19 protein-coding genes are annotated in these 25056 nt (G+C 67.7%); 11 read left to right on the top strand and 8 right to left on the bottom strand.

The window, feature by feature from the left end:
- Window positions 1-2 precede the first annotated feature (2 nt).
- Window positions 3-1052, top strand: a complete 1050-nt coding sequence (locus METFAM1_RS0112970) for an NAD(P)H-dependent glycerol-3-phosphate dehydrogenase (protein WP_019915742.1) — start codon at window positions 3-5, stop codon at window positions 1050-1052.
- On the opposite strand, the gene METFAM1_RS0112965 is transcribed toward METFAM1_RS0112970, so the two are convergent.
- The 6 genes from METFAM1_RS0112965 to METFAM1_RS0112940 form a co-directional block, all read right to left on the bottom strand.
- A complete protein-coding gene (locus METFAM1_RS0112965) occupies window positions 1040-1525 on the bottom strand; it encodes a tRNA (cytidine(34)-2'-O)-methyltransferase (RefSeq protein ID WP_019915741.1) in 486 nt (161 codons plus the stop codon). The genes METFAM1_RS0112970 and METFAM1_RS0112965 overlap by 13 nt on opposite strands.
- A gap of 66 nt (window positions 1526-1591) precedes the next feature.
- Window positions 1592-3265 (bottom strand): nitric oxide reductase activation protein NorD, encoded by a 1674-nt coding sequence (locus tag METFAM1_RS0112960; RefSeq protein ID WP_019915740.1) that lies wholly within the window; start codon window positions 3263-3265, stop codon window positions 1592-1594.
- Window positions 3249-4079 (bottom strand): CbbQ/NirQ/NorQ/GpvN family protein, encoded by an 831-nt coding sequence (locus METFAM1_RS0112955; protein ID WP_019915739.1) that lies wholly within the window; start codon window positions 4077-4079, stop codon window positions 3249-3251. The genes METFAM1_RS0112960 and METFAM1_RS0112955 overlap by 17 nt, the downstream gene beginning before the upstream one ends.
- Window positions 4076-5116 (bottom strand): aliphatic amidase, encoded by a 1041-nt coding sequence (locus tag METFAM1_RS0112950; protein ID WP_019915738.1) that lies wholly within the window; start codon window positions 5114-5116, stop codon window positions 4076-4078. The genes METFAM1_RS0112955 and METFAM1_RS0112950 overlap by 4 nt, the downstream gene beginning before the upstream one ends.
- Before the next feature lie 189 nt (window positions 5117-5305).
- Complete coding sequence (locus tag METFAM1_RS0112945; RefSeq protein ID WP_019915737.1) at window positions 5306-6997, bottom strand: SulP family inorganic anion transporter; 1692 nt, start codon at window positions 6995-6997, stop codon at window positions 5306-5308.
- A 179-nt stretch (window positions 6998-7176) separates the two neighbouring features.
- On the bottom strand, window positions 7177-7995 hold the full coding sequence (locus tag METFAM1_RS0112940; protein ID WP_029644360.1) for a spherulation-specific family 4 protein: 819 nt from the start codon (window positions 7993-7995) through the stop codon (window positions 7177-7179).
- Between the two features lie 326 nt (window positions 7996-8321).
- Here METFAM1_RS0112940 and METFAM1_RS0112935 point away from each other — a divergent pair, with 326 nt between their 5' ends.
- Genes METFAM1_RS0112935 through METFAM1_RS0112925 form a run of 3 tightly spaced genes read left to right on the top strand, consistent with a single transcriptional unit; the run spans window position 8322 to window position 11862 of the window.
- Window positions 8322-9245 carry an AAA family ATPase gene (locus METFAM1_RS0112935; protein WP_019915735.1) on the top strand — a complete coding sequence of 308 codons (924 nt, stop codon included), beginning with the start codon at window positions 8322-8324 and terminating at the stop codon, window positions 9243-9245.
- A 23-nt stretch (window positions 9246-9268) separates the two neighbouring features.
- Window positions 9269-10501 carry a DUF58 domain-containing protein gene (locus tag METFAM1_RS0112930; protein ID WP_157256624.1) on the top strand — a complete coding sequence of 411 codons (1233 nt, stop codon included), beginning with the start codon at window positions 9269-9271 and terminating at the stop codon, window positions 10499-10501.
- On the top strand, window positions 10498-11862 hold the full coding sequence (locus METFAM1_RS0112925; protein WP_019915733.1) for a DUF4129 domain-containing protein: 1365 nt from the start codon (window positions 10498-10500) through the stop codon (window positions 11860-11862). The genes METFAM1_RS0112930 and METFAM1_RS0112925 overlap by 4 nt, the downstream gene beginning before the upstream one ends.
- Before the next feature lie 119 nt (window positions 11863-11981).
- Here the strand turns inward: METFAM1_RS0112925 and METFAM1_RS0112920 are convergent, their stop codons facing one another.
- Window positions 11982-12647: a GntR family transcriptional regulator gene (locus METFAM1_RS0112920; protein WP_019915732.1), complete on the bottom strand. Its 666-nt coding sequence runs from the start codon at window positions 12645-12647 to the stop codon at window positions 11982-11984.
- A gap of 209 nt (window positions 12648-12856) precedes the next feature.
- On the opposite strand from METFAM1_RS0112920, the gene scpA reads away from it, so the two are divergent.
- The 7 genes from scpA (at window position 12857) to ypfJ (ending at window position 23921) form a co-directional block, all read left to right on the top strand.
- Window positions 12857-15010 carry a methylmalonyl-CoA mutase gene (gene scpA / locus METFAM1_RS0112915; protein WP_019915731.1) on the top strand — a complete coding sequence of 718 codons (2154 nt, stop codon included), beginning with the start codon at window positions 12857-12859 and terminating at the stop codon, window positions 15008-15010.
- Complete coding sequence (gene meaB / locus METFAM1_RS0112910) at window positions 15007-15981, top strand: methylmalonyl Co-A mutase-associated GTPase MeaB (RefSeq protein ID WP_019915727.1); 975 nt, start codon at window positions 15007-15009, stop codon at window positions 15979-15981. The genes scpA and meaB overlap by 4 nt, the downstream gene beginning before the upstream one ends.
- A gap of 18 nt (window positions 15982-15999) precedes the next feature.
- On the top strand, window positions 16000-17532 hold the full coding sequence (locus METFAM1_RS0112905; protein ID WP_019915726.1) for an acyl-CoA carboxylase subunit beta: 1533 nt from the start codon (window positions 16000-16002) through the stop codon (window positions 17530-17532).
- 68 nt (window positions 17533-17600) lie between these two features.
- Complete coding sequence (locus tag METFAM1_RS0112900; RefSeq protein WP_019915725.1) at window positions 17601-19592, top strand: acetyl-CoA carboxylase biotin carboxylase subunit; 1992 nt, start codon at window positions 17601-17603, stop codon at window positions 19590-19592.
- Between the two features lie 148 nt (window positions 19593-19740).
- The gene (locus tag METFAM1_RS0112895) at window positions 19741-20124 is read left to right on the top strand and encodes a response regulator transcription factor (RefSeq protein ID WP_019915724.1); all 384 of its coding nucleotides are present in this window, start codon (window positions 19741-19743) and stop codon (window positions 20122-20124) included.
- A gap of 32 nt (window positions 20125-20156) precedes the next feature.
- The gene (locus tag METFAM1_RS0112890) at window positions 20157-23009 is read left to right on the top strand and encodes a CHASE domain-containing protein (protein WP_024300685.1); all 2853 of its coding nucleotides are present in this window, start codon (window positions 20157-20159) and stop codon (window positions 23007-23009) included.
- Between the two features lie 36 nt (window positions 23010-23045).
- On the top strand, window positions 23046-23921 hold the full coding sequence (gene ypfJ, locus METFAM1_RS0112885; protein ID WP_019915720.1) for a KPN_02809 family neutral zinc metallopeptidase: 876 nt from the start codon (window positions 23046-23048) through the stop codon (window positions 23919-23921).
- 82 nt (window positions 23922-24003) lie between these two features.
- Here the strand turns inward: ypfJ and METFAM1_RS0112880 are convergent, their stop codons facing one another.
- A complete protein-coding gene (locus tag METFAM1_RS0112880; protein WP_019915719.1) occupies window positions 24004-25014 on the bottom strand; it encodes a zinc-dependent alcohol dehydrogenase family protein in 1011 nt (336 codons plus the stop codon).
- Between the last annotated feature and the right edge of the window lie 42 nt (window positions 25015-25056).

Below are 25056 nucleotides of genomic sequence, written 5' to 3'. Positions count from 1 at the left end.
GCATGAAGATCGCCGTCCTCGGCGCCGGTGCCTGGGGCACCGCGCTGGCCGTCGCCTACGCGGCCGATCACGACGTCACCCTGTGGACGCGCGACGCGACGCACGCGCACACGCTGGTCGCGTCGCGCCGCAACGAGCGTTACCTGCCCGAGATCGCGCTGCCCGACAGCATCCACATCGACGCCGACATTGCGCACGCGCTCTCCGGCTGCGAACTCGCGCTGATCGCCACGCCGATCTCGGGCCTGCGTGACGCGCTGCGTGCCGTCGCCGCGTCCGGTGTGCCGGCCGTGCTGTGGGCGTGCAAGGGTTTCGAGGCCGGCACTGGCCTGCTGCCACATGCGGTGGCGGCCGAGGTATTGCCGGAGACGGTCAGCCGCGGCGCGCTGAGCGGCCCCAGCTTCGCGGTCGAGGTGGCGCGCGGCCAGCCGACCGCGATCACCGTCGCCAGCAACGACCTCGCTTTCGCCTCCCGCATCGCCGCCGAGCTGCACAGCCCGCGTCTGCGCCTGTACGCGCAGGACGACCTGACCGGCGTCGAGGTCGGTGGTGCGGTCAAGAACGTGCTCGCCATCGCCACCGGCGTCTGCGACGGTCTCGGTTTCGGGCTCAACGCGCGCGCCGCGCTGATCACCCGCGGCCTGGCCGAGATCGCCCGCCTCGGCGAAGCGCTGGGCGGCCACGGTATCACCTTCATGGGCCTGGCCGGCATGGGCGACCTGATACTGACCTGCACCGGCGACCTGTCGCGCAACCGTCGCGTCGGCCTGATGCTGGCCGAAGGCCTGTCGCTCGACGCGGTGCTGCAGAAGCTGGGCCACGTCGCCGAAGGGGTGTCGACCGCACGCGAAGCGGCGGCGCTGGCGCGCCGTCTCGGTGTCGACATGCCGATCACGCGCGCCGTCGCCGACGTGCTCGACGGCCGCCTCAGCGCGGCGCAGGCGGCCGAGCGGCTGCTCGCCCGCGACCCCAAGGTGGAACAGGAAGCGGTGCTCGAACGCGCCGATGACGTCGATCTCGGCGCCCTGCAAGCGGGTGCTCAGTCCGGCTGAAGCGCGCCGTCGAAGCCGTGCTGTCGCCACGCCTCGTAGGCGACGATGGCGACCGAATTGCTCAGATTCAGGCTGCGACAGTCGGGTCGCATCGGAATGCGCAGGCGCTGCGCCGCCGGCACCGTGTCGAGCAGGCTGCCCGGCAGTCCGGCGGTTTCCTGACCGAACAGGAAGATGTCGCCGGCACGATACCGAGGCGTCGTATGCGCCACCCGTCCGCGCGTGCTCAGCGCGTACAGCCGGCCGTCGTCCGGCTGCAGCGCAAGTGCTGCCGACAGCGCCGCCCAGTCCTCATGCACCGTCACGTTGATCAGGTCGCGGTAGTCCATGCCGGCGCGCTTCAGGTGCTTGTCGCTGATGTCGAAGCCGAGCGGCTTCACCAGATGCAGGCGGAAACCGCCGTTGGCGCACAGGCGCATCACGTTGCCGGTGTTGGGCGGAATTTCGGGCTGGTACAGGACGATGTGGAACATGGGCGTGCGCGATCGTACGGAGGCGCGATTGTGCCAGCGGACGCCGTCGCTGGTCAGACTCGCGGGTCAGCCACGCTGCAGGCCGGACAGCAGCACGTCGACGATGCGTCGCGGATCGGCCGCGATGCAGCGGCCTGCGTCGAAGACACTGCGCAGGCCTGCAGGCGCGGCCGGGCCGAGGTGCACGCACTGTGTCGTGACGCCTGCGCGGCGCGCTTCGCGTACCGCTTGCTTCACATCCTCCAGCAGATAGCGCGGGTCGTGCACGTCGATGTCGTGCGGTTCGCCGTCGGTCAGCAGCACGATCAGCGGCCGCTCGCCCAGCGCATGGGCGGCGGCGTGACGCAGCGCGGCGCCGATGCGGGTCGAGCCGTGACTGCGCAGCCCGGCGGCGCGGGCGCACACGCGCAGGTCCAGCGCGCCGTCGTGTTCGTCCTTAAGGTGCTGCACGCGCACGCGGTGACGGGTGTCGGACGCGAACGCCCACACGCGGACGATGTGGGCGTCACGTTCAAGCGCGTGCGCGGCCAGCAAGGCGGCATCGCGCAGGTGCTCGAGCAGCGGTCGGCCGTCGGCGCACGGGTGCGCGGTGGAGGCGGACGCATCGATCAGCAGCAGCACGTCGCGGCCGCTGTCCGTCGGGTGCGTCGCGCGAAAAAGCCGGGACGGTGGCCGCGTGCGTGTGCGTAGCGCGATGCCCGCCTCGATCAGCGCCTCGGTGTGCAGCACTTCGCCGTCGCGCTCGCGGCCGCTGCCCGGACGCCCCGCTGAGCGACGCTGCGCGGCGGGCAGCCGGCGGATCTGCGCCTGCAGTCGCGCGCGCAGTGCCGTGGCGTCGGCTTCGAGCGGGCGGCTTTCGATCACCGTGCACCAGTCCGGCCGCAGTCGCGTGATCAGGCGATCCCACTCCGGGTACTTCAGCGTGCGCAGCGGCGCTTCCGACCACAGTGCGGTGGCCGCACCTTCGCCCTGATCGGCGCTGCCGGTCGCCTGCGGCGGCGGACGTTCCGCAGGCGTAGCGTTGTCGTCGTCACCGCTGCCGTGGCTGTCGGCGTCTTCGCGTTCGAGCGGCGTGGCGGACGGCGGCAGGCTGTCGTCGGCGATCCACAGGTGGTGGTTGTCGTCGCGGTAGGCCGGTTCGACCCGCCAGCCGGCGGCATTGAAATTCAGGCGCATCTGGCCGATGTCGTTGCCCAGCAGCGAGGCCGCCTCGCGCAGCCGCTGCGGTGTGTCGAGTGCGAGCGTGCCGTCGGCAGCGAAGAACAGCCGGCGCACCTTGGCGATCCAGGCGTGGCCGTCGGCATGCGCCGGGTCGAACAGCGCGTGCGCCAGCCGCACCAGCAGCGCATCGAAGCCATTGCCGTCGTCCGGACCGGCGACATGGAAGGGCGCCCACAGCGTGCGCAGGCCCGGCAGGTCCTGCATCGCCCGCCATTCGACGCGGGCGTCCTCCAGCGTTTCCAGCAGCGCGCGCTGTAGCGGTTTCAGCTTCGCTCGTGGCTGGGGTTCACCTCCGTATGCGAGGTGGGCAGCCGCGTGGGCGGCGCGGGCGCGGGTGAGCAGCGCGTCGTCCGGCGGCAGGTGCAGCACCGGCCGCGTGCCGGCACGCGACAGGACCGCGCGCGGCCGGTCGTCCGGTGTTGCCAGCGTCGCCAGCCGCGGTTGCACCGACCACAGCGCATCCAGATAGATGCCCAGCGGCCGGCTGCCTGCCAGCGCGGATTCAGACGATGCAGGCATCGACCATGGCGGCCAGCGCCTGACCGACTTCCGGGTCGTCCGACAGCGGCACTGCGATGGCCTGCAGGCAGGCGGCGCGCGGCGCCAGGCCTTCGGCGACCAGCAAGCCGGCGTGGATGAGCATGCGGGTGGAGGCGCCTTCGTCCAGTTCGTCGCCGGCCAGCCGGCGCGTGCGCTCGGCCAGCGTCACCAGTTGCTTCGCGATGGCCTCGTCGACGCCGCATTCGTGCATCACGATGGCCGCTTCGCGTGCCGCGTCTGGGTAGCCGAATTCGAGCGCGGTGAAGCGCTGCCGGGTCGATGCCTTCAGCGTCTTGTGCACGCCGTGGTAGCCCGGGTTGTAGGACACGACCAGACGGAAGTCCGGGTGCGCGTGCAGCAGTTCGCCGGTGGCGGCCAGCGGCAGCTGGCGGCGCGCGTCGGTCAGCGGGTGGATGAGCACCGTGGTGTCGGCGCGCGCTTCCACCAGTTCGTCGAGGTAGCAGATCGCGCCGAAGCGCACCGCACGGGTGAGCGGACCGTCCTGCCAGCGCGTGCCGCCAGCGTCGAGCAGGAAGCGGCCGATCAGGTCGCCGGCCGACAGATCTTCGTGGCAGGCGACGGTGATCAGCGGCAGGCCCAGCCGCCAGGCCATGTGCTCGACGAAGCGCGTCTTGCCGCAGCCGGTCGGCCCCTTCAGCATCAGCGGCAGGCCGCGCGCGTGCGCGGCCTCAAAGGCGGCGATCTCGCCGCCGACCGGCGCGTACCAGGGTTCGTCCCGGATGCGCCAGTCGTGTAGCGGATCGACCAGCTCGGCCGGTTCCTGCACCTTCACTTGTGACCGACGGTAGACGGGTTGGGCAGACCTTCGATCGGGCATTCCTCGGTGCCGACGGTGTCGCGCGTGAAGGCTTCGACCGCCTTGCGCGTGCCTTCCGGATCGTTGATCCACTTCGAGTAGAAGTCGTAGGGGCAGGTCGCCACGCCCTTGTCGCCTTCGCGCGAATTGATCAGGCCGGTGTAGCCGCGGTGCAGCAGCTTGAACAGGTGGTTTTCCGACTGACCGTTCTTGCGGAAGTCGCGGATCAGGCTCTTGGACAGTGCCGCGTACTGCATGCCCATTTCCTCCTCGCCGCATTCGCCCAGCGTGCGGCCGTCGAAGCCGACGATGGCCGAGTGGCCGAAGTAGGTGTAGACGCCGTCGAAGCCGGCGGCGTTGGCGACCGCGACATAGCAGTTGTTGGCGAAGGCCATGGCTTTCGCCATCGTCACCTGCTGGTCCTTGGCCGGGTACATATAGCCCTGGCAGCGCACGATCAGTTCGGCACCCTTCATCGCGCAGTCGCGCCAGATTTCCGGGTAGTTGCCGTCGTCGCAGATGATGAGGCTCACCTTCAGGCCCTTGGGGCCGTCCGACACATAGGTGCAGTCGCCCGGATACCAGCCCTCGATCGGCACCCAGGGCATGATCTTGCGGTACTTCTGAACGATCTCGCCCTGGTCGTTCATCAGGATGAGCGTGTTGTACGGCGCCTTGTTCGGATGTTCCTCGTGCCGCTCGCCGGTCAGCGAGAACACGCCCCACACCTTGGCCTTCTTGCAGGCGGCCGCGAAGATGGCCGTTTCCTCGCCGGGGATGGCGGAGGCGGTGTCGTACATCTCCTTCGAGTCGTACATGATCCCGTGCGTGCTGTACTCCGGGAAGATGACCAGATCGAGCCCGGGCAGGCCGGATTTCATGCCGACGATCATGTCGGCGATCTTGCGCGCGTTGTCCAGCACCTCGGCCTTGGTGTGCAGACGTGGCATCTTGTAATTGACGACGGCGACGCCGACCGTGTCCTTGCTGCTCGAAATGTCCCCGTGGTGCATGACTGGCCTCCGCTGCGGAATGGGTGGAAGAGAAGTTTCAAGACTTCCCATTCTGCGAATGCGGTCGGCGCGGCCAATACGGTGAACGACGTATCGGCCAGCCGGAACTCTCAAGAAAACGCTGGGCCGCTCCCGAGTTTTCTTGACCCCCTCGGGGGGCCTGACGCGAAGCGGCAGGTCTGGGGGCGCTCAGGTATAGCTGACGGCCGGCGTGGTCGGGCGCACCGCCTGGGCCCGCAGCAGGGCGTCGGTCAGGTTGCCGGCGATGTTGTCCTCGCCCAGGCGTGCCGCGAAGCCGGAGCGGCGGATCAGCGAGGCCGGCTGCTCGTTCAGGTCGCACAGGATGAGTGTGGCGCCGCGCCGCGCGAGGTTGCGCTGCAGCGTCTGCAGGATGTCGAGGCCGGTAGTGTCGATGCTGATCACCTTTTCCAGATCGAGGATGACCGCGTCCGGGTGGCCGTCCTGCATCAGCAGCAGGTTTTCCAGCTTGTTGGCGGCACCGAAGAACAGCGAACCGGTCAGCCGGTAGGCGAGGATGCGCGGCGTGCCGTCGGCGCGCGTGAGCGCCTCGACGCCGTAGTGCTCTTCCAGCGGCAGGCGGTCGATGCGCGTCAGGTCGGACATGCGGTAGATGAAGAACAGGCTGGCCAGCACCATGCCCAGTTCCACCGCCAGCGTCAGGTCGAACACCACGGTGACGAAGAAGGTGGCGAGCAGGATGGTGCGGTAGGGCGCCGAATAGCGGCGCAGCTCCGACGGCGCGAAGGCGTGCCATTCGCCCATGTTGACCGACACGACGACGACGATAGCCGACAGCGTGGCCAGCGGGATGTGCGCGGCCAGCGGTGCGGCGGCCAGCACGATGACGAGCAGCACGCCCGCGTGCAGCATGCCGGCCACCGGCGTGCGGCCACCGGTGCGCACATTGGTGGCGGTACGCGCGATGGCGCCGGTGGCGGCGAAGCCGCCGAACAGCGGTGCGGCGACATTGGCGATGCCCTGGGCCATCAGTTCCTGGTTGGGGTCGTGCCGGTCGTCGATCTGCGCATCGGCCACGCGCGCCGACAGCAGCGACTCGATGGCGCCGAGCAGCGCGATGGCCAGCGCCGGCGCGATCAGTTTGCCGAGCAGGCCGAGCGACAGCGCCGGCAGACCGATGTCCGGCAGTTCGCGCGGAATGCCGCCGAAGCGGCTGCCTATGGTGTCGACCGGAAGCTGCAGCAGCGCGTTGGCCGCGGTGGCGATCACCAGCACCGCCAGCGGGCCGGGCAGCCGGCGCATCCACGCGATGTCCTTCGCCACCCGGTTCCAGCCCAGCAGCACGGCCAGCGAGGCGAGCGACAGCGACAGCGTCGGCAGGTCCAGCGTCGGCAGCGCGTCGAACAGCGCGCGCATCTTGCCGAAGAACTCGCCCGGCAGCGCGTCGATCTTCAGTCCGAGAAAATCCTTGATCTGCGAAATGAAGATGACGACGGCGATGCCGTTGGTGAAGCCGATCACCACCGACAGCGGGATGAAGCGGATCATGCTGCCGAGCCTGAAGGCGCCCATCGCCAGCAGCATGACGCCGGACATCATGGTGGCGATCAGCAGGTTCTGCACGCCGTAGTCGGCGACGATGGCGTAGATGATGGGAATGAAGGCGCCGGTCGGACCGCCGATCTGCACCCTTGAGCCGCCGAGCGCCGAAATCAGGAAGCCGGCGACGATGGCGGTCCAGATGCCGGCGGTCGGCGACATGCCGCTGGCGATGGCGAAGGCCATGGCCAGCGGGAGCGCCAGCACGCCGACCGTCAGGCCGGCCGACAGGTCGCCGGAGAACTGTCCGCGGTCATAGGCCGGCAGCGTGTCGAGAAGCTTGGGTCGGAAGCTGAAGTTCATGGTGTCTCCGCAATGAGAGGGGGCGCAAGGCGCGTCGCATGAGGCGGTGCGGAGACGGGTGCCCGTGGCCGGTGTGGCGCAGCACGACCCAGCGTTTGGTCGGGGTCAGCGGCATGGGGGGCGGCCACGGGTGTTCATGGAGGCATTGTGTTCGCGGCCGGCGCCGCGTGTCCAGCGCCTCAGCGGCGCCGGCGCAGTCGCGCACCGATCAGGCCGAGGCCGGCCGCCAGCATCGCCCAGGCCGACGGCTCCGGCACCGCCGCCACGGCGGCGGTCTGCGCCGCCCAGTAGGACGGCAGCGTGTCCCACGGGTTGCTGATGTCGTCGTCGGTGACATAGACGTGGCCGACGTTCATCGCGCGTGCGCGGGCGATCACGTCCTGCATCGCGGCGGCGTCCGGCACCTCGTAGACCAGGTGGGCGAAGCGGCTGGCGTCTTGCGTCTGCGTCCACGCATCCGCTTCGTAGCCGGCGTATTCGGCAGCCGGGCTTTCGAAGGTGACCAGCACATCGGCGGTCGCCAGATAGTCCTGCGTGGTCTGCGTGCCCGGATTGCCGACGATGAAGCCGCTCTCATCCAGCCCGCGGATGTAGTCGTGCAAGGACTGGTAGTAGCCGAGGTGGGCCGTGTCATTCGACATTTCGTCGATGAAGATGCCGTCCACACCGTACAGCGCGTAGTAGCGGTCGATCTCCGCGCGCACCGTGGCGGCGCTTCGCGCGCCGTAGCTGGTATGCACATAGCCGATCACGCGTCCACCGGCAGCCTGCAGGCTGCCCACCACGGCGGTGTAGTTGGTGTCGAGCGCACTGCCGGGGCCGCTGTCCGGATTCAGGATGGCGGTGATGCCGACCTCGGGCGCCGAGTCGGTCAAGGACTGCCAGTAGCTGGAGCCGTCGTCGACCGGGTAGAAGTAGGCGGGAACCAGCAGATCGAGGGCGTAGGCAGGGGACATCGTAATGGCGCACAGTGCGGCGGCGATGGCAGTTGATTTCACGGGGGCTCCGTTGCGGTCGGATGGCTGGGTGTCGGGTACCGTATCGCGGTGTTGCTGCAGCGTTTACGGCCGGTACCGCCGTGACTGTAACGATAACCGGAGCGGGTGGACGTGACTTGCGGACGTGCACGATCGGGTCGCTGCTGAGCGCGGCAGGATGCACGTGACCAGGGTGTATCCATGCCGCCGTCCGGCACCATTCGGATTCCTTCCGAAAGGAGCGGCCGACTGTCTCGCGAGTCGCCGCCGCAATAAGTACTTCGTCATCATCCGGCGGCGGCGCTCGGGTAACATGTTGTGCTACCCCATTCGGATATACGATTCCCATGCAGTCCGTTGCGTCACTCATCGCCAACATCGAAAAGGTCATCGTCGGCAAGCGCAGCGTCGTCGAACTGGCCGTCGTGTCGTTGCTCTGCCGCGGCCACGTGCTGCTGGAGGATGTGCCGGGCACCGGGAAGACGACGCTGGCGCGCGCGCTGGCCCGATCGGTTGCTGCCGACATGAAGCGCATTCAATGTACGCCTGATCTGCTGCCGTCGGACATCACCGGCGTGGCGATCTACAACCAGAAGAGCGCGGAGTTCGAGTTTCGTGCCGGACCGGTATTCACCAGTCTTCTGCTGGCCGATGAGATCAACCGTGCCACGCCGCGCGCTCAATCTGCGCTGCTCGAGTGCATGGAGGAGTTCCGTGTCACCTCCGATGGCGTCACACGCGATCTGCCCAGGCTTTTCATGGTCCTGGCAACCCAGAACCCGATCGACATGGCCGGCACGCACCCTTTGCCGGAAGCACAGCTCGATCGATTCTTCGTCAGGCTCGCTGTCGGTTATCCAAGTCTGTCGGAGGAAATGAAGATTCTCTCTGCTCAGGCGCAGTCCCATCCCATCGACGCGCTCGGCCCCGTCATGACCGAAGCCGAGGTGCTGGCTGCGCGCGACGGCGTGAAGGCGATGCATATCGCGCCCGAAGTCATGGAGTATGTCGTACGTATCGCGGCGGCCACGCGGCAACACGCAGACCTGCGCCTCGGCGCCAGCCCTCGCGGTACTCTGGCACTGGCCCGCGGCGCGCAGGGACTGGCCTATCTGCGCGGCCGGTCCTTCGTCACGCCCGATCTGGTGAAAGCGATGGCGGGCCCGGTGCTCGAGCACCGTCTTGTGCTGCGTCCGCAGGCCGCCGCGCTCGGACGCAGCGCGCGCGACATCCTGCGCGACATACTCGACCAGCTTCCGCCGCCGATCTGATGCTGGCGGGAGCTCGCGTCTGGATGAGATCGCGTCAGCGGCTGTTCGTGCTCGTCCTCCTGACCCTTGTCGCGTACGTGGCGGCGATCAGCCGCGCACAGACACTCCCCTGGGGGCTTGCTTCGCTGCTGCTGGCTACGCTGATTGCGGGCATCGTGTGGCCCCACTGGCTGGTGCGCCGGCTGTCGGTGGTTCGCAGCGGACCGGGCCGTGCGGAGGAAGGAGAGACGATCCGCTTCAACGTCGCAGTGACCAACCACGGCCGCTTGCCGCGCTTCATGATCGAAGTGCACGACCGTCTGCCGGTGCTCGAACCGGGCGACGGCCGGACCGGACTTCGGGCGCTCGGTGTCATGGCCTACCTGCCCGGCCGCCGCACGCGGAGCTTCGAAATGTCTTTCACGTGCGAGAAACGCGGCTTCTATCGGCTGGGGCCGGTCTCTCTGGCGTCAAGCTTTCCGCTTGGCCTGGTCGAGGTGCGCCAGCGTCGGCAGGAGGGCGTGCAGACGCTGACCGTCTATCCGGATCTGTTTCCCATCGTCGATCTTCCGCTTCGCGGAGCGCCGAGTCAGCTGCATCGCGGTGGTTACCTCTTGCCGGAGGGGAGCGGCGCCGCCGAGTTCTCCGGCTTGCGGGAGTATCGCCACGGCGACAATCCGCGCCACATTCATTGGCCAAGCACGGCGCGCAGCGGAGAACTGATGGTCAAGGAGTTCGAGCCGCTCGCCTCGGCCTGCCTCTGTGTGGCGCTTGACCCGTCCGCCGTGGCCAATATCGGTCGCGGCAAGGAGGCGACCTTCGAGTACGCGGTCCGCATTGCCGCCTCGATGGCGCGCTTCGCGTGCGCTCGCAACCTCCGCCTGCGCGTGCTTGGCGAGGCAAGCACGTCCATCGGCATCCCGGTGGGCAGCGGCGAACATCACTACCGGAACGTACTGGACGTGCTTGCAGTCATCGAAGCGGACGGCGAGGTGCCCTACGCTCGGTTGTTGCAGCGTGTCGCCCTGCAGGTGGTGGCGGGCGAGACGGTCGTGGTGTTCCTTTCCGAGCCGGCCGTTCGCTTCGCCGCCACGCTCCAGGCGCTCGCGCAACTGCGTGTCAGGCGCGCCCACCTGATCGCTGTCGTGTTCGATGGCGCCTCGTTCGGCGGTCCGGCGGATGCCGGAAGCAAGCGCGAGGGGGCCTTGCTGGAACTTGGCGCGCATTGCGTCCACGTGCGGCGCGGCGACGATCTGATGAAAGTGTTCAACCCGTGAGTCCGCCGGTCGCTTATCTACCGGCCTATGTCGGCCTGTATGCAGCGCTCGTTCTTGCCGTCGCATGCAACACCTTTCTCGATATCCGCTACGGTGGATTCCTGATCGAGAATCTGCTTTGGGGCGGGTTGTTCGCATGGACGTTGCGCGTCGGCTGGCGCCAGCGGGGCGTGGAGAGCGCCCAAGGGCGCCGCCGACAGAAGGCGGTACTGATCGTCGGTGCGCTGGTGTCGGTGTTCATCCTTTTCCCCATCTGGGGGCAGCGGGCCGGCGTCTATGTACTGGCGATGCTGCAGGCGTCCAATAACTGCGTTACCACGACGCGACGGCGACTCTATCTGGGCCTGCTCGTATCGCTGGTGATGGTGATGTTTGCGGCCACCCACCATCGGGCCGACTGGACCATGCTGTTCTATCTGCTGCCTTACGTCGCTGCGGTCGTATTCACGCTCGTTGCGGAACAGATATCGCGGCGCGCTCAGGACCTTGCCGACTTCGGAGCGGTCCGTGCGCGGGTCGGCGGTCAGAGCGCCGCGATCGCGTCTGCGACCGCGGCGATCCTCGCCATCGCTGCGCTGGTCTATGCGATCACGCCACAGATCAGCCTGCCTTACCTGACTTGGCGTTACGGTCAGCCGACCGATCTCGGCTACGTCGGAGGTGTCGATCCGGGGCAGAGCGGAACTGCTCCGGGCGGGGCTGGGGGCGGCGGTGGCCGTGGGGCGAACGGTGCGCCTGCCGGGGGCGGTCTGCCCTCCGTTGCCGAGATGCGCGATGCCGCGGGCCGCGTCGGCATGCCGCAGTGGCAGTCTTCCGCCATTACGCGGATGGCCGACGTCGCGGAGAGCCTGGAGCGCGTGAGCGCACCGGTCATGCAGTCGCTCGGGCGGCTGTGGCAAGGACTGCTTGACGCGCTGGAGGCGCACTGGCGCGATCTGATGCGGGCCTTGCCGGCGTTGATCGCGCTCGCCCTGCTGGTGGCGGCGATACTGTTGTGGCGGGAATCGCGACCAGGTGTCTGGCTCAGGGTCTGGCTGGACTACGGGCGGTTCGGTCTGTTCGCGATGCACGCGCGGGGTGCAGCCGGGGGACGGCAGTACTTTCGAGCGTTCGAACGTTTGCTGATCCTGCATGACGTCGAGCGGCCCGCTGCGGCGAATACCCGCGAGTACCTCCTGATGCTCGGACAGCGGCATGCACATCTGCGTCGTCAGTTTGCCGAACTGGTGCTGCTGTACGAACAGGTGCGCTATGGCGCCGGCCGGGTCGACGACGCAGTCGTTGCGCGGATGCGCACGCTGTACCGGACCATCTTCTGGAAAGTGGGTGATATCGCCATCTCCGACGATGCGGGCCGGTGAGGGCGGTCGTATCGGCGCCGGCTTGCGCGGTCCCTTCGAATGGACAAAGACGATATGGCCGTGTCGAGGGTGCAGCGCGCCGCTGAGGGGAGGTCGGTCTTCCGGCTGCCGCCGTCCCTTCAGCTGCTCAGCGCCTTGCGGCTGCTTTCGATGTGTTCCTGCATCGCGCGGCGGGCGGCTTCGGTGTCGTGCGCCTGCAGCGCGGCGAGCAGCACGCGGTGCTCTTCCAGCGAGGCGACCAGCCGGCCTTCGAGGTAGAGCGAGTCGTGCCGCTGCAGCTTCAGCACCGCGCGCAGCTCGTCGATCATCTGCGCCATGCGGCGGTTGCCGGCGATGTGGTGGATGAGCAGGTGGAAGCGCTGGTTGGCGTCGAAGAAGCGGTCGATGTCGCGCGCCGCGGCGCTGTCTTCCAGCGCCTGGTGCAGCGCGGCCAGTTCGGCCAGGTCGGCGTCGGACGCGCGACGGGCGGCGCCGGCGGCGCATTCGCCTTCGAGCAGCGCCATGATCGGGTAGATCTCTTCCAGGTCGCCGCCGCTGATCTGCGCGACGTAGCAGCCGCGGCGCGGCTTCAGCACCACCATGCCTTCGGTCGCCAGCACCTTCAGCGCCTCGCGCAGCGGCGTCCGCGAAATGCCGTACTGGGTGGCGAGCGCCTGTTCGTCTATCCACTCGCCGGGCGCCATCGCGTGGCTCTGGATCAGCCGGCGCAGGCGGTCGGCGACCTCTATATATAGAGCGCGCGGAGCGATGGCTTCGGCGGAGGGATTCAGGGTTTCGCTGTTCATGTGTGTGTTTCGAGCTTAGCGCGGATGAGGGGCGAAAAGCCGTGTGCAGCCAGACGGCCAGCATCATGACTGGTCGTGTTTTCTGCAACGCAACATCCGCTTGCATTCATAATTATGGATAAAGTATTCTCCGTTGCGCGCTGAGTCAAGCCGGTATCCGACCGATGCCGTGCCGGCAGCGCCGACCCGCAATCCGCAAGGACAGAACCATGGCCGACACCACGGGCAGCGCCCACCCCGATTACGCAGCGTGGCTGAAGGCTGCCGCCAAATCCGCGCCCGGCGGCGACCCCGCCAATCTGGACTGGAAGACGCCGGAAGGGCTGACGGTGAAGGCGCTGTACACCCGCGCCGACGTCGAAGGACTGCCCAGCGCCGACACGCTGCCGGGCTTCGCGCCCTTCGTGCGCGGTCCGCAGGCCACGATGTACGCGGCGCGGCCCTGGACCATCCGCCAGTACGCCGGCTTCTCGACCGCCGAAGAATCGAACAACTTCTACCGCAAGGCGCTGGCCGCCGGCGCCCAGGGCGTGTCGGTGGCCTTCGACCTCGCCACGCACCGCGGCTACGACTCGGACAACCCCCGCGTGGTGGGCGACGTCGGCAAGGCCGGCGTGGCGATCGACAGCGTGGAAGACATGAAGCGCCTGTTCGACGGCATTCCGCTGGACAGGATCAGCGTGTCGATGACGATGAACGGCGCCGTGCTGCCGGTGCTGGCCGGCTTCATCGTCGCCGGCGAGGAACAGGGCGTGCCGCAGGCCCAGCTGTCGGGCACGATCCAGAACGACATCCTCAAAGAATTCATGGTGCGGAACACCTACATCTATCCGCCCCAGCCGTCGATGCGCATCGTCGCCGACATCATCGAATACACCGCGCGCAACATGCCGCGCTTCAACTCGATCTCGATCTCCGGCTACCACATGCAGGAAGCGGGCGCGACCCAGGGCCTGGAACTGGCGCTGACGCTGGCCGACGGCATGGAATACGTACGCACCGCGATGGCGCGCGGCATGGACGTCGACGATTTCGCCGGGCGACTGAGTTTCTTCTTCGCCATCGGCATGAACTTCTATCTGGAAGTGGCCAAGCTCCGTGCGGCACGACTGCTGTGGAGCCGCATCATGGACGGCTTCGGCGCCAAGAGCGCCAAGTCGAAGATGCTGCGCACCCACTGCCAGACCTCGGGCTGGTCGCTGACCGAACAGGACCCGTACAACAACGTCGTGCGCACCACGGTCGAGGCAATGGCCGCGGTGTTCGGCGGCACGCAGTCGCTGCACACCAACAGCTTCGACGAGGCGATCGCGCTGCCGACCGAGTTCTCGGCGCGCATCGCGCGCAACACCCAGCTCATCCTGCAGGAAGAGACGCATATCACCAATGTGATCGACCCGTGGGCCGGCAGCTACATGATGGAAAAGCTGACCCAGGACATGGCCGACCACGCCTGGGCCATCATCGAGGAAGTGGAACAGATGGGCGGCATGACCAAGGCGGTCGAATCCGGCTGGGCCAAGCTGCAGGTGGAGAAGTGCGCGACCGAGAAACAGGCGCGCATCGACTCCGGCCGCGACGTCATCGTCGGCGTGAACAAGTACAGGCTGGACAAGGAAGACGCACTCGACGTGCTGGTGATCGACAATGTCGCGGTGCGCGAGTCGCAGGTGGCGCAACTGGCGCGCATCCGCGCCAGCCGCGACGCGGCGGCGGTGAATGCCGCGCTGGCGGCACTGACCGCCGCCGCCGAATCCGGCCAGGGCAATCTGCTCGAACTGTCGGTCGCCGCGATGCGCGCGCGCGCCACGGTGGGCGAGGTGTCGGATGCGCTGGAAAAGGTGTGGGGCCGTCACCGCGCGAGCACGCAGGCGGTGAGCGGCGTGTATCAGTCCGTGGTGGCCGATGACGAAGGATGGGGCGCGATGAAGGAGGAGGTCAGCCAGTTTGCCGAAGAGCAGGGCCGTCGCCCGCGCATCTTGATCGCCAAGTTGGGCCAGGACGGTCATGACCGCGGCGCCAAGGTGATCGCCACCGCCTTTGCCGACCTCGGCTTCGACGTGGACATCGCGCCGCTGTTCCAGACGCCGGAAGAGGCGGCGCGGCAGGCGATCGAAAACGACGTGCATGCGGTCGGCGTATCGACGCTGGCGGCCGGTCACAAGACGCTGGTGCCGCAGCTGATCGCCGCCCTCCGTGCCCAGGGCGCGGACGACATCGTGGTGGTGGTCGGCGGCGTCATTCCGGCGCAGGACTACGACGAACTGTACGGCCACGGCGTGTCCTGCGTGTTCGGCCCCGGCACGCCGATTCCGAAGGCCGCGAAGGACACGCTGGACGCGATCCGGGCGAAGGTCGCGTGATCGACGCGTCCGATCAGTCCTTGATCGATGGCGTTCTGGCCGGCCAGCGCCGCGCGCTGGCCAAGACCATCACGCTGATCGAATCGACGCGCGACGACCATCAGCTGCGCGCAGGCGAAGTACTGCGCGCGCTGCTGCCCCGCACCGGGCGTTCGATCCGCGTCGGCATTTCCGGCGTGCCCGGCGTCGGCAAATCCACCTTCATCGAAGCGCTCGGTCTGGCGCTGATCGCGCGCGGCCACAAGGTGGCGGTGCTGGCGATCGACCCGTCGTCAACGGTCACCGGCGGTTCCATTCTCGGCGACAAGACTCGCATGGAGCACCTGTCGCAGAGTCTGGACGCCTTCATCCGTCCGTCACCGTCGGCCGGCAGTCTGGGCGGCGTGGCGGCACGCACGCGCGAAGCCATGCTGGTGTGCGAAGCGGCCGGCTTCGACGTGGTGATCGTTGAAACGGTCGGTGTCGGCCAGTCGGAAACCGCGGTCGCCGGCATGACCGACGTGTTCGTGCTGCTGCAGCTGCCGAATGCGGGCGACGACCTGCAGGCGATCAAGAAGGGCATCGTCGAACTGGCCGATGTGGTCGTGTTCAACAAGGCCGACCTCGACGAAACCGCGGCCGAGCGCGCGATGCAGCAGATGAAGGGTGCATTGCACCTGCTCCGTGCGGCCTCACCCGACTGGACGGTGCCGGTGCTCAAGGTGTCGGCGGTGAAGCACGCCGGGCTGGACGACTTCTGGTCGGCCATCCTGCGCTACCGCGATGCCATGCAGGCCTGCGGCGCCTGGGAGGCGCGGCGCAGCCGGCAGGCGCTGGACTGGATGTGGGCGCTGGTCGACCAGGGCCTGCGCCATCGTTTCGAACATCACGCGGCGGTGCGCGCCGCGCTGCCGGACATCCGCGCGGCGGTCGCCGCCGGCACCCTGCCAGCTTCGGCGGCCGCGCTGCGCCTGCTGCAGGCAATGGACTGAATTCACGGAGGACTGACGATGCAAGACATCATCCGCAAGCTCGACGCCAAGCGCGAGCAGGCCCGGCTCGGCGGCGGCCAGCGTCGCATCGACGCGCAGCACGCCCGCGGCAAGCTGACCGCGCGCGAGCGCATCGAGGTGCTGCTCGACGAAGGCAGCTTCGAGGAGTGGGACATGTTCAAGGAGCACCGCTGCACCGACTTCGGCATGGCCGACGATTCGGTGCCGGGCGACGGCGTGGTGACCGGCTACGGCACCATCAACGGCCGGCTGGTGTTCGTGTTCTCGCAGGACTTCACCGTGTTCGGCGGATCGCTGTCCGAGTCGCACGCAGAGAAGATCTGCAAGGTGATGGACCAGGCGATGAAGGTGGGCGCACCGGTGATCGGCCTCAACGATTCAGGCGGCGCGCGCATCCAGGAGGGTGTGGCGTCGCTCGGCGGCTATGCCGAGGTGTTCCAGCGCAATGTGATGGCCTCCGGCGTCATTCCGCAGATTTCGCTGGTGATGGGCCCCTGCGCCGGCGGCGCGGTGTACTCGCCGTCGATGACCGACTTCATCTTCATGGTGCGCGATTCGAGCTATATGTTCGTGACCGGCCCGGAAGTGGTGAAGACAGTGACGCACGAGGAAGTCACTGCCGAGGACCTCGGTGGCGCCACCACGCACACCACCAAGTCCGGCGTGGCCGACCTCGCCTTCGAGAACGACGTCGATGCGCTGATGTACACCCGCCGCCTGTTCAACTACCTGCCGCTGTCCAACCGCGAGAAGCCGCCGGTGCGCCCGAGCACCGACCCGACCGATCGCCTCGACCCCAGCCTCGACACGCTGGTGCCGGCCAACGCGAACCAGCCCTACGACATGAAGGAGCTGATCCTGAAGATCGTCGACGACGGCGACTTCTTCGAAATCCAGCCTGACTACGCGAAAAACATCGTCGTCGGCTTCGCCCGCATGGAAGGCAGCACGGTCGGCATCGTCGCCAACCAGCCGCTGGTGCTGGCCGGCTGTCTGGACATCAAGAGCTCGATCAAGGCGGCGCGCTTCGTGCGTTTCTGCGATGCCTTCAACATTCCGGTCATCACGCTGGTCGACGTGCCGGGTTTCATGCCGGGCACCGCGCAGGAGTACGGCGGCATCATCAAGCACGGCGCCAAGCTGCTCTACGCCTACGCCGAGTGCACCGTGCCCAAGGTGACGGTGATCACGCGCAAGGCCTATGGCGGCGCCTACGACGTGATGAGTTCCAAGCATCTGCGCGGCGATGTGAACTTCGCCTGGCCGAGCGCGGAAATCGCGGTGATGGGGCCGAAGGGCGCAGTGGAAATCATCTTCCGCGAAGAGAAGAACGACCCGGCCAAGATCACCGCGCGTGAAGCCGAGTACCGCGAGAAGTTCGCCAACCCCTTCATCGCCGGCAAGCGCGGCTTCATCGACGACGTGATCATGCCGAGCGAAACGCGCAAGCGCATCTGCCGCTCGCTGGCCATGCTGCGCGACAAGCAGATCGAGAACCCGTGGCGCAAGCACGGCAACATTCCGCTGTGATGGTGCGAGAGGAAGGTTGAACATGATTACGAAAATGTTGGGCGCACAAGTCGCCGCGGAGACCTCCCATGTTTGAAAAGATCCTGATCGCGAACCGCGGCGAGATCGCCTGCCGCGTCATCCGCACCGCGCGTCGCATGGGCATCGCCACCGTCGCTGTGTATTCCGAGGCGGACGCCAATGCGTTGCACGTCGAACTGGCAGACGAAGCCGTCTGCATCGGCCCGGCGCCGGCGCGCGAGTCCTATCTGGTCGCCGACAAGATCATCGCCGCCTGCAAGGCGACCGGCGCCCAGGCGGTACATCCGGGCTACGGCTTCCTGTCGGAGAACGAGTCCTTCTGCGAGGCGCTGGAGCGCGAAGGCATCGTGTTCATCGGCCCGAAGACGCACGCCATCGCCGCGATGGGCGACAAGATCGCGTCGAAGAAGCTGGCCAAGGAAGCGGGCGTGAACACCATTCCGGGCTGGAACGATCCGATCGAAAGCCCGGAGCGCGCGGTCGAGATCGCGCGCGGCATCGGCTACCCAGTCATGATCAAGGCCAGCGCAGGCGGCGGCGGCAAGGGCCTGCGCGTGGCGTTCAACGACGCCGAGGCGCACGAGGGCTTCGCGTCGTGCGTCAACGAGGCGAAGAACGCCTTCAACGACGATCGCGTGTTCATCGAGAAATTCGTCGAGGAGCCGCGCCACATCGAAATCCAGGTGCTGGGCGACGCCTTCGGCAAGGTGGTCTACCTGAACGAGCGCGAGTGCTCGATCCAGCGCCGCCACCAGAAGGTGATCGAGGAGGCGCCGTCGCCCTTCATCGACGCCGATACCCGGCGCGCGATGGGCGAGCAGGCGGTGAAGCTGGCGAAGGCGGTGCATTACCAGTCGGCCGGTACGGTCGAATTCGTGGTCGGTCGCGACAAGTCCTTCTACTTCCTCGAAATGAACACCCGGCTGCAGGTCGAGCACCCGGTGACCGAACTGATCACCGGCCTCGACCTGGTCGAACAGATGATCCGCGTCGCCGCCGGCGAGCCGCTCACCTTCGATCAGGCCGACGTGAAGCTGGATGGCTGGGCGATGGAGGCGCGCATCTGCGCCGAAGACCCGGCGCGCGGTTTCCTGCCCTCGGTCGGCCGGCTGGTGAAGTACCGGCCGCCGGTGCAAACCGATGCTGTGCGCGTCGACACCGGCGTCTATGAAGGCGGCGAAGTGTCGATGCACTACGACTCGATGATCGCCAAGCTGATCTGCCACGGCCGCACCCGCGACGAGGCGATCGCCCGCCTGCGCGACGCGCTCGACGATTTCGTCATCCGCGGTCCGAATCACAACATCGCTTTCGTATCGTCGGTGCTGGGCCATGAACGCTTCGCGGCCGGCCGCTTCACCACCGCCTTCATCGCCGAGGAATACCCGCAGGGCTTCGATCCCGCGGCCGCCGAGTTCGAGGACGCGCCGCTGTTGCTGGCGGTGGCGGCCAGCGTGCACCAGCGTTACAACGAGCGCGCCTCGCGCATCGTCGGCCAGATGCCGGGCCACGAGTTCCGCATCAAGCCGGAAGCGGTGGTGCGCCTGCGCGGCGTCGCCCACTTCGTACAGCTGGATGTCGACGGCGACGACCACGTGGTCAGCATCGACGGCAAGCCGCATCGCCTGGTGGCCGACTGGAAGGTGTCGGACCCGGTCTATCGTGGTGAACTGGACGGCAAGCCCTTTGCCGTGCAGGTCGAACGAATCGGCCTGCGCTACCGGCTGCAGCACCGCGGCGTGCGCGTCGACGCCGAGGTAATGAGCCAGCGCGCCGCCGAACTGCTGGCACGCATGCCGGTCAAGGCGGCGCCCGACATGTCGCGCTTCCTGCTGTCACCGATGCCCGGCCTGCTGCGCGAGGTCGCCGTCAAACCGGGGCAGGCGGTCAAGGCCGGCGAGCGGCTGGCCGTGATCGAGGCGATGAAGATGGAGAACATCCTGCGTGCCGAGCGTGACGGCGTGGTCGAGAAGGTGTCGGCCGGAGCGGGCGAGAGCCTGGCAGTCGATCAGGTCATCCTGGTGTTCGCCGCGGGCTGAGCGCGTCGTGCGGGCGGGTCCCGCACACGACTCAAGCAAATTCGCGTTCACGTCGTTAAGCTGTCCGGATTCCTCTCCGGCGAGCTTGCAATGAACGTGTCCCCTGTCCGCAGTGCCACCCCAGTCCGCGTGCCGGGGGCGCACTGACATGGGCGCCCGCATCGCGGTGATCGAGGATCAGCCGGAAATCCGCCAGCTCATCCGCATGACCCTGGAGTTCGGCGACTTCGAACTGAGCGAGGCCGAGAACGCAGACATCGGCTGGAGCAAGATTCAGCAGCACACGCCGGACCTGGTGCTGCTCGACGTGATGATGCCGGGGTCGATGGACGGGCTGGAACTATGTCGTCGCCTGCGCGCGCAGCCCGAAACGGCGCGGGTGCCCGTCATCCTGCTGACCGCGCGCGGCCAGCAGCAGGATATCGAGGCCGGCCGTGAAGCCGGGGCCGACTCCTATCTGACCAAGCCATTCAGCCCGATGGAACTGCTTGACCGGATCGCTGCGCTGCTCGGAGGCTCGTCGGCGCGATGAAGGGTGACGGGCCGCAGGCCCGGAGCGCGACGATGGCAGCGACCGACGCCAGCCTGCGCCACCGGCTGACCATTCCCGACTGGCTGGCCTGGCTGGCGCTGTCGCTCGGCCTGCTGGTGACCGCCGCGGTGAGCACGCTGCTCTGGGACCGCCTGAACGCCGCCACCGCGCAGCGCTTCGACAGCGAGGTCGACAAGGTGGTCGCCCAGCTGCGCCGGCGCATGGTTGCGCACGAGGAAATCCTGCGCGGCGCGGCCGGCCTGGTCCGCGCGAGTCGCGAGGTCACGCGCGACGAGTGGCACGACTACGTCAATGAGCTCAATCTCGAACGCAACTACCCGGGCATCCTCGGCGTCGGCCTGACGGTGCGCGTGGCCGCGGCCGACAAGGCAGCGCACGAGGCGTCAGTCCGCCGGCAGATGCCGGACTACGCGATCAAGCCGGACACGCCGCGTGCCGAGTATCACAGCATCCTTTTCCTCGCCCCGCTGAACGAGCGCAACCGCAAGGCGCTCGGCTACGACATGAATTCGGAGCCGATACGGTCGGCGGCGATGAGCCGCGCGCGCGACAGCGGCGACGTTTCGCTGTCAGGTCGGGTGACTTTGATGCAGGAGGGCAAGGACGGCGTGCAGCCGGGCTTCTTGCTGTACTACCCGATATATGCGCGTGGTGCCGCAGTCGACACGGTCGAGGCGCGTCGGCGCGCGCTGATCGGCTACGCCTACAGCCCCTATCGCGCGCACGATCTGTTCGGTAGCGCGCTGCGCGGTTACGCCGATCACGTGGTCGTCGCCATCCACGACGGTCGCAGTCTGGATACGGCCACGCTGCTCTACAGCAATGCTGCCGATGACCAGAAGCTGTCGGGTCTTGAGGACGTGCGCGAGATCGAGGTCGCTGGCCATGTATGGACGGTGCGCACCCGTGCGCCGGCCGGCTTCGGTTCCGACCACCTGGTGCTGTGGCTGGTGCCGTTGATGGGGGTTGCGCTCAGTGCCGTGCTCTTCCATCTGTTGCGACTGCTGGCCGAGACGGCGCGGGCGCACCGCAGCGCACGGGCGACAGCGCGCGAACTGGCGCTCAGCGAGACGCGGCTGTCGGCCGTGCTCGACACCGCGGCCGACGGCATCGTCACGACCGACGAGGGCGGCATGGTGCTGAGCATGAACCGTTCTGCGGCCGACATGTTCGACCGCCGGGCGGACGAGGTGATCGGCCTGCCACTGTGTCGCCTGTTGCCTCAGTTCGACGCGGACTGGTTCGCCGCAGGTCTGCACGACGCGCAGTCCGTGACGCGCCTGGCACGACACGAGGACAGCACCGGCTTGCGTGCGGGCGTGCGTCAGTTCCCGGTGACCGTATCGGCCAGCCGCTTCGTGCATGAGGGGCGCGTCGTGCATACGCTGCTGCTGCGCGACGTCAGCGAGCAGGTGGCTGCGCAGACGCGCATGCGGCTGCACGACAGGGCACTGGCATCGTCGAGTGAAGCGGTGCTGATCCGCGATGTGCAGCGCAGCGGTCTGCCGGTCGTCTATGTGAACGCGGCCTTCGAGCGACTGACCGGACGCGGCGCGCAGGAAGTGATCGGACGACCGTTCTCGTACGCCGCCGACGGCGAGGCTGCCGACCGCGTCGGCGACGAGATGCGCTGGGCCGTCGCGCACGCCAAACCGTTCAGCACCACGGTCGATGTGCGACGTGCCGACGGACGCACCCTGTGGGTGGCGCTGTCGTCGTCGCCAGTGCGCGACAACGACGGCACGGTGACGCACTACGTCGATGTGTTCGACGACATCACCGAGCGGGTCGAATTCGAGCAGAAGCTGATCCGCCGTACCAATCGCCTGCACACCGTGTTCGCCTTGTCGCCCGACGGCTTCGTCACCTTCGATGCCGACGGTATCCTGACCAATGTGAACCCTGCTTTCGTGCGCATGACGCATCTGGCGCAGAGCGAACTGCTGGGGCTGGACGCGCAGGCTTTCGACCGTCGCATGGCCGGGCTGTCGGACCCGGCGCAGCCGTGGCCGGAGCTCGCGCTCGACGGGTCGAGCGAGGAGGCGCAGCGGCTATGGCTGCTGCGCCCGGAGCGCCGCGTGCTCGAGCGCAGCGCACGCGTGGCACCGCAGGGGCGCTCGGAAACGGTGCTCTATTTCCGCGACATCACACAGCAGTTCGAAGTCGACCGGATGAAGAGCGAGTTCCTCAGCACGGCGGCGCACGAACTGCGCACACCGCTGTCGTCCATCTTCGGCTTTGCCGAACTGCTGCTGAATCGCGAGTACGACGAGACGGCACGCCGGCGCATGCACGGCATCATCCACCGGCAGTCGCGCGTGCTGGTGAACCTGATCAACGACCTGCTCGACCTCGCCCGCATCGAGGCGCGCGCCGGCCAGGATTTCCGCTACGAGGACCTGCCGGTCAAGATGCTCATCAACGCGACGCTGGAAGGCCTCGCGATGCCGGGCGACACGCATCGGGTGTCGCTGGACATGCCGCAGTCGATGCCGCGCATCCGCGTCGACCACGAGAAGATGGTGCGCGCGCTGAGCAACATCATCACCAACGCCTTCAAGTACTCGCCGGACGGCGGCGAGGTCAGGTTGTCGGTGACCGAAGTGACGCGCAACTCGCGCCTGATGGCCGGCATCCACGTGAGCGACCAGGGCATCGGCATGACGCCCGAGCAGCAGGCGCGCATCTTCGAGCGTTTCTACCGCGCCGACCCGTCGGGCAACATTCCGGGCACCGGCCTGGGCATGTCGCTGGTCAAGGAGATCATGGATCTGCACGGTGGCGAGATCGAGATCGTCAGTGCGCCCGGCGCGGGCACGACGGTGACGCTGTGGCTGCCGGTGATGGATACCGCGACCACCTGATCCGCCTATCATGTGCGTCTGCGAGGAGGGACGGACATGCGACTGGACGACGGACGGGAAAGCGAGAACATCGAGGACAGGCGGGGCGCCCGTGGCGGTCTGCCGGGCGGCGGGCGCAGCATAGGCATCGGCACCATCGTGCTGGCGCTGGTGGCGATGTATTTCGGCGTCGATCCGTCGGTGGTTCTGAACATGGGCGCCGGCCTGCCGGATGCGCAGCAGCAGGCGCCGCTACAGCCGGGAGTGCAATCGACCGGCCAGGCCGAGCAGGACGGCCTCGCGCGCTTCACGTCGCGCGTGCTGGCCGATACCGAGGACACCTGGGGCGCGCTGTTCCGCGCCGGCGGCGGCGAGTACCGCGAGCCGCGCTTGGTGCTCTACACCGGCGGCACGCAGACCGGCTGCGGCGTGGGGCAGGCGGCGATGGGGCCGTTCTACTGTCCGGCTGACGAACGCGTCTATCTCGACCTGGGTTTCTACGACGACCTGCAGCGCCGCTTCGGCGCGCCCGGCGATTTCGCCCAGGCCTACGTGATCGCGCACGAGGTCGGGCACCACGTGCAGCACCAGTTGGGCATCGCCGAAAAGGTGCAGCGCGCGAAACAGCGCGCAGGCGAGCGCGAGGCCAACCTGCTGCAGGTGCGGATGGAGCTGCAGGCCGACTGCTTCGCCGGCATCTGGGCGCACCACGCCAACCGTTCGCGCAGCATCCTGGAGCAGGGCGACGTCGAAGAGGCCCTGCGTGCCGCCACCGCCATCGGCGACGACACGCTGCAGAAACAGGCGCAGGGCTATGTGGTGCCGGAAAGCTTTACCCACGGCAGCGCTGAACAGCGCATGCGCTGGTTCCGCCGCGGGCTGGAACAGGGCGAGATGGCGGCCTGCGACACCTTCTCGGCGAAGGCGCTGTGAGAGGGGCTGGGGATTAGGGACTAGGGGCTGGGGGCTGGGGAGACTGGACGCGGCTAGACTCTAGCCCCTAGCCCCTCTACCCTCAGCCAATACTCACCACCACCTTGCCCACATGGGCCTGGCTCTGCTGGTGTGCGAGTGCGGCGCGTGCCTCGTCGAAGCCGAACACGCGGTCGATGACCGGGTGGATCTTGTGCAGTGAAATCACCGCATTCATCGATTCGAACATTTCGCGCGAGCCGACGAACACGCCGCGCACGGTCGAGGTGGTGAACAGCAGCGGCAGCGGGTTGATTTCGCCGCCGGTCAGCACGCCGATCAGGTGCGCCTGGCCGTTCTGGCCCAGCGACGCGATCGAGCGCTGCAGCGTGCCCGGGCCGCCGACCTCGACCACGTGATTCACGCCTGCGCCGCCGGTGGCGGTGCGCACTTCCTGATCCCACTCCGGGTGGCTGCGGTAGTTGATCAGCGTGGTCGCGCCCAGCGACTTTGCCTTTTCCAGCTTGGCGTCGCTCGACGAGGTGGCGATCACCTCGGCGCCGGCCGCCTTCGCCAACTGCAGCGCGAACATCGACACGCCGCCGGTGCCCAGCACCAGCACACGCTCGCCGGCACGCAGCGGGGCCGGGCCTTCGAACAGGGCGTTCCACGCGGTCAGCGCGGCGCAGGGCAGGGTCGCCGCCTCCTCGAAGCTCAGGTGAGCCGGTTTGGCGACCAACGATTCCTGCGGGAACAGGCGGTACTCGGTGAGCACGCCGGGTGCGGTGCCGCCCAGGGTCTTGCCGAAATACGCCGGCTGCAGTCGACCGGCGATCCATGTTTCGAAGAAGGTGCCGATCACGTGGTCGCCAGCGGCAAAGCGGTCGACGCCCGCGCCGATCTCGACCACCTCGCCGGCGCCGTCGGACAGCGGGATCAGATCCTTCGAATCGACGCCGGGATACAGTCCCTGCAGGATGAACAGGTCGCGGTAGTTCAGCGACGCCGCACGCATCTTGACCAGCACCTGACCGGGACCGGGACGCGGGACTTCGGCGTCGATCATCGTCAGGCTGTCTGCATTGCACTGCTCACGATAGGCTTGATAACGCATTCGAGTGAACCTCCGTTGGATAGTGTCGTGGGCGCAGGGCTG

Source organism: Methyloversatilis discipulorum, from assembly GCF_000527135.1.
GTDB classification, from domain to species: Bacteria; Pseudomonadota; Gammaproteobacteria; order Burkholderiales; family Rhodocyclaceae; genus Methyloversatilis; species Methyloversatilis discipulorum.
Note: the sequence above shows the minus strand (reverse complement) of the source record. Positions and strands in the feature narration are given on the sequence as shown.

Bases quoted from the DNA above. Each gene is read 5' to 3' on its own strand.
- METFAM1_RS0112895 (WP_019915724.1), top strand. From the start codon at position 19,741: ATGGGCGCCCGCATCGCGGTGATCGAGGATCAGCCGGAAATCCGCCAG.
- METFAM1_RS0112920 (WP_019915732.1), bottom strand. From the start codon at position 12,647: ATGAACAGCGAAACCCTGAATCCCTCCGCCGAAGCCATCGCTCCGCGC.
- METFAM1_RS0112935 (WP_019915735.1), top strand. From the start codon at position 8,322: ATGCAGTCCGTTGCGTCACTCATCGCCAACATCGAAAAGGTCATCGTC.
- METFAM1_RS0112960 (WP_019915740.1), bottom strand. From the start codon at position 3,265: ATGCCTGCATCGTCTGAATCCGCGCTGGCAGGCAGCCGGCCGCTGGGC.
- scpA (WP_019915731.1), top strand. From the start codon at position 12,857: ATGGCCGACACCACGGGCAGCGCCCACCCCGATTACGCAGCGTGGCTG.
- ypfJ (WP_019915720.1), top strand. From the start codon at position 23,046: ATGCGACTGGACGACGGACGGGAAAGCGAGAACATCGAGGACAGGCGG.
- METFAM1_RS0112890 (WP_024300685.1), top strand. From the start codon at position 20,157: ATGGCAGCGACCGACGCCAGCCTGCGCCACCGGCTGACCATTCCCGAC.
- METFAM1_RS0112900 (WP_019915725.1), top strand. From the start codon at position 17,601: ATGTTTGAAAAGATCCTGATCGCGAACCGCGGCGAGATCGCCTGCCGC.
- METFAM1_RS0112950 (WP_019915738.1), bottom strand. From the start codon at position 5,116: ATGCACCACGGGGACATTTCGAGCAGCAAGGACACGGTCGGCGTCGCC.
- METFAM1_RS0112880 (WP_019915719.1), bottom strand. From the start codon at position 25,014: ATGCGTTATCAAGCCTATCGTGAGCAGTGCAATGCAGACAGCCTGACG.
- METFAM1_RS0112905 (WP_019915726.1), top strand. From the start codon at position 16,000: ATGCAAGACATCATCCGCAAGCTCGACGCCAAGCGCGAGCAGGCCCGG.
- METFAM1_RS0112945 (WP_019915737.1), bottom strand. From the start codon at position 6,997: ATGAACTTCAGCTTCCGACCCAAGCTTCTCGACACGCTGCCGGCCTAT.
- METFAM1_RS0112965 (WP_019915741.1), bottom strand. From the start codon at position 1,525: ATGTTCCACATCGTCCTGTACCAGCCCGAAATTCCGCCCAACACCGGC.
- METFAM1_RS0112930 (WP_157256624.1), top strand. From the start codon at position 9,269: ATGAGATCGCGTCAGCGGCTGTTCGTGCTCGTCCTCCTGACCCTTGTC.
- METFAM1_RS0112970 (WP_019915742.1), top strand. From the start codon at position 3: ATGAAGATCGCCGTCCTCGGCGCCGGTGCCTGGGGCACCGCGCTGGCC.